Origin of the sequence: Halomonas sp. SIMBA_159, from assembly GCF_046536035.1 — a bacterium.
Classification (GTDB): Bacteria; Pseudomonadota; Gammaproteobacteria; order Pseudomonadales; family Halomonadaceae; genus Vreelandella; species Vreelandella venusta_A.
In genome coordinates, this window is record NZ_JAWJBT010000469.1 from 1 (window position 1) to 276 (window position 276).

1 protein-coding gene is annotated in these 276 nt (G+C 66.7%); it reads right to left on the bottom strand.

Going from position 1 to position 276, the window contains the following annotated elements; all coding sequences use genetic code 11:
• On the bottom strand, positions 1 to 276 hold a 276-nt coding region (locus tag R0J87_RS20055), incomplete at both ends, for a hypothetical protein (protein ID WP_498888448.1).

Below are 276 nucleotides of genomic sequence, written 5' to 3' on the forward strand. Positions count from 1 at the left end.
GGATATGGTTCAGCGCTTTCGGTACGGCCAGCTGCATGGCGGTGCGCAGGATGCGGCCCGCCTGCCGTGGCAACCCTCGTGAGGCCTGTCGAAGCAGTTCAAGCCCGGAGTCGGACAGCAGCGTGTGCGTGCAGCCGGCGCTCTTGAGCGCGTGCGAGATCAGTTGTGCGAAGCGCTCACGCTCGATTACGGGTTTCAGTTGCACGCGCGCCTGGATGCGGCCGTAAAGCGCCGCATAGGGCGCACGCTCGAGCGTGGAGGCCAGCGAGGGATGGG